3 protein-coding genes are annotated in these 2,695 nt (G+C 73.5%); all 3 read left to right on the top strand.

Annotated elements, in window-relative coordinates; genetic code table 11:
* Positions 1 to 620 precede the first annotated feature (620 nt).
* Positions 621 to 1,112, top strand: coding sequence for a metallophosphoesterase family protein (locus SACSA_RS0112410; protein ID WP_019816256.1), 492 nt, complete (start codon positions 621 to 623; stop codon positions 1,110 to 1,112).
* A 46-nt stretch (positions 1,113 to 1,158) separates the two neighbouring features.
* Positions 1,159 to 2,163, top strand: a complete 1,005-nt coding sequence (locus tag SACSA_RS0112405; RefSeq protein WP_019816255.1) for a PHP domain-containing protein — start codon at positions 1,159 to 1,161, stop codon at positions 2,161 to 2,163.
* A gap of 73 nt (positions 2,164 to 2,236) precedes the next feature.
* The coding region (locus SACSA_RS0112400) for an MFS transporter (protein WP_157596842.1) at positions 2,237 to 2,695 on the top strand (459 nt) is incomplete at its 3' end.

The following is a 2,695-nucleotide window of genomic DNA, read 5'->3' as shown; positions in this document are numbered from 1 at the left end:
GAGCAGTACGCCGAGCGCGCCGAAGCTCACCGTGCCCAGCGCCAGCAGGGGCGCGGGCGACCGGTTGCGTCGGGTAACTGTCGCCGGGTGCTCCGGGAACGGCCGCGCCGCCCGCCGGGGTGAACCGGTGGGTGGGTGCGTCGTGGCCGCTGACGTACTGCGTTTGCGCCGAGGCGTTCTGGTCAGCCGCCGAGGCGTTCTCCGGCGGCACCGACGGCAGTACGTCGGTCTCGTCGCTGTGCGATTCGGGCCACTGGCGATCCTGCTGCAAGGCAACCCCTCCACGTCCGGCGTCGACAGGCCAGGACTCCGCAGGCAAAGATACGGGTCCATCGGGCTGTCGTGCCATCAGCCCCCTGTTAGTCCCCGCACGCTCATCGGCGCAGGTCACGGGTCCGACGGTGGCACCCGAACCTGGTCACGGGGGCCGGAACCCGGCCCGCGGCGGACCGGCGTGGGCCGGGTACCGGTTTGATCTCATTGTTGCCGTCGCCGCGCACGGGGTATCCGGGCGGCACGGCACACCCGAGGCAACGGTTCGAGGTGAGGGCCACGAGGTGAGAGCCCGAGGTGAGGGCCCGAGGTGGAGAGGGGAGGCCGGGCGCACGGGCGCGGAACACATGCGACTGCTCATCCTGTCCGACACCCACGTGCCGCGGAAGGCGGCGCGGTTGCCGGACCCTGTGTGGCGCGCGGTGGAGGCCGCCGACGTCGTGGTGCACGCGGGCGACTGGGTCGAGGCAGACCTGGTGGACCGGCTCGACGCGGCGACCCCGCGCCTGATCGGGGTGTACGGCAACAATGATGGCCCTGACGTGCGCGAGCGCCTGCCGGAGATCGCCCGCGCCGACCTCGACGGGCTGCGCTTCGCGGTCGTGCACGAGACGGGTCCGGCCTCGGGGCGCGAGAGGCGCTGCGACCGCGCGTTCCCGGACGCCGACGTGCTGGTCTTCGGGCACAGCCACATCCCGTGGGACAGCGTGACCCCGGCCGGTCTGCGGTTGCTCAACCCGGGCTCGCCGACCGACCGGCGCAGGCAGCCCGCGTGCACGTACCTGACCGCGCGAATCCACCACGGGACGCTGACCGACGTGGAGCTCCACCCGCTGTAGCCGGGGCACCCGGCCCACGACGGCGGACGACGACAGGGAGGACGGCATGGACCCGGCCGCGGCGTTGCGGCAGATCGCGCTGCACCTGGAACGGTCCGCGGCGCCCACCTACCGGGTGCGCGCGTTCCGGCGGGCCGCCGACGTCGTCGCGGACCTGCCCGCCGACGACCTCGCGCGGCACGTGGCCGACGGCACCCTGACCGCGCTGCCGGGGATCGGCGAGGCGACCGCGGGTGTGGTGATCGACGCCGTCGAAGGCAGGGAGCCCGCCTACCTCGCCCGCGTGCTCGGCGAGGACAGTGCCCTGCCGGACGGCGGAGCGTTGCGGGACGCGCTGCGCGGCGACTGTCACACCCACTCCGACTGGTCCGACGGGGCGGCCACGATCGAGGAGATGGCCGAGGCCGCTCGCGCGCTGGGCCACGAGTATCTCGTGCTCACCGACCACTCGCCCCGGCTCACCGTCGCGCGGGGGCTGAGTGAGCGGCGCCTGCGCGACCAGCTCGCCGTCCTGGCCGACCTGCGCGCCCGGATCGCCCCGTTCCGCGTGCTCAGCGGGATCGAGGTCGACATCCTCGCCGACGGCACGCTCGATCAGGACCCGGACCTGATGGCGGAACTGGACGTGGTGGTCGCCAGCGCGCACTCGAAGTTGCGGATGCCGGAACAAGAGATGACCCAGCGGTTGCTGACGGCGGTGGCGAACCCACTGGTCACCGTGCTCGGGCACTGCACCGGACGCCTGCTGACCCGCCGGGGGAGGCCGGAGTCCGAGTTCGACGCGCGGGCGGTGTTCACCGCGTGCCGGGACCACGACGTCGCCGTCGAGATCAACTCCCGCCCGGAACGGCTCGATCCCCCGCGCAGGTTGCTGCGCACGGCCCGCGAGATCGGATGCCGGTTCGCCGTGGACAGCGACGCCCACGCTCCCGGGCAACTGGGCTGGCTGCCCTACGGCTGCGCCCGCGCGCTGGAGTGCGGCATCGACCCTTCGGACGTGATCAACACGCTGCCCGCCGACGACCTGATCGCCTGGTCCCGGTCCCGGTGACCGCGCGCTGAGGTGCCGTCAAGGGGGTGGTGTCCCGGCACAGGTACGGGCGTACTAGAAATGGGGAGTGTCGTTGTCCGCCTCGCAGGCCGCGCCGTCCTCGCCCTTGCGGCACCGGCCGTTCCTGTTGATGCTGCTGGCCTCGGCGGGCACGTTCTCCGGTTACTCGCTGCTCCTGCCGGTCGTGCCGCTGTGGGCCGTGCGGCAGGGGGAGTCGGAGGCCGTCGCCGGCGCGACCACCGGGGTGTTCATGGCCACGACGGTGCTCGCGCAGTTCGCGGTGCCCCGCTTCGTGCACGCGCGTGGCTACCGTGCCGGCCTGCTGCTGGGCGCGTCCCTGCTCGGCGCGCCCGCCCTCGCGCTGTCGGTGAGCACCGGCGCGGTGCCCATCCTCGGTGTCTCCGCGGTGCGCGGCATCGGCTTCGGGCTGCTCACGGTGTGCGGGTCGGCGCTGATCGCCGAGTTGCTGCCCGCCGACGCGCTGGCGCGCGGGTCGGGGCTCTACGGCCTCGCGGTCGGTCTGCCGCAGCTC

Source organism: Saccharomonospora saliphila YIM 90502, assembly GCF_000383795.1.
GTDB lineage: Bacteria > Actinomycetota > Actinomycetes > Mycobacteriales > Pseudonocardiaceae > Saccharomonospora > Saccharomonospora saliphila.
This window is presented reverse-complemented; position numbering and strand designations above follow the sequence as displayed.

Coding starts and splice junctions, on each gene's coding strand:
- SACSA_RS0112410 (WP_019816256.1), top strand. CDS start 621: ATGCGACTGCTCATCCTGTCCGACACCCACGTGCCGCGGAAGGCGGCG.
- SACSA_RS0112405 (WP_019816255.1), top strand. CDS start 1,159: ATGGACCCGGCCGCGGCGTTGCGGCAGATCGCGCTGCACCTGGAACGG.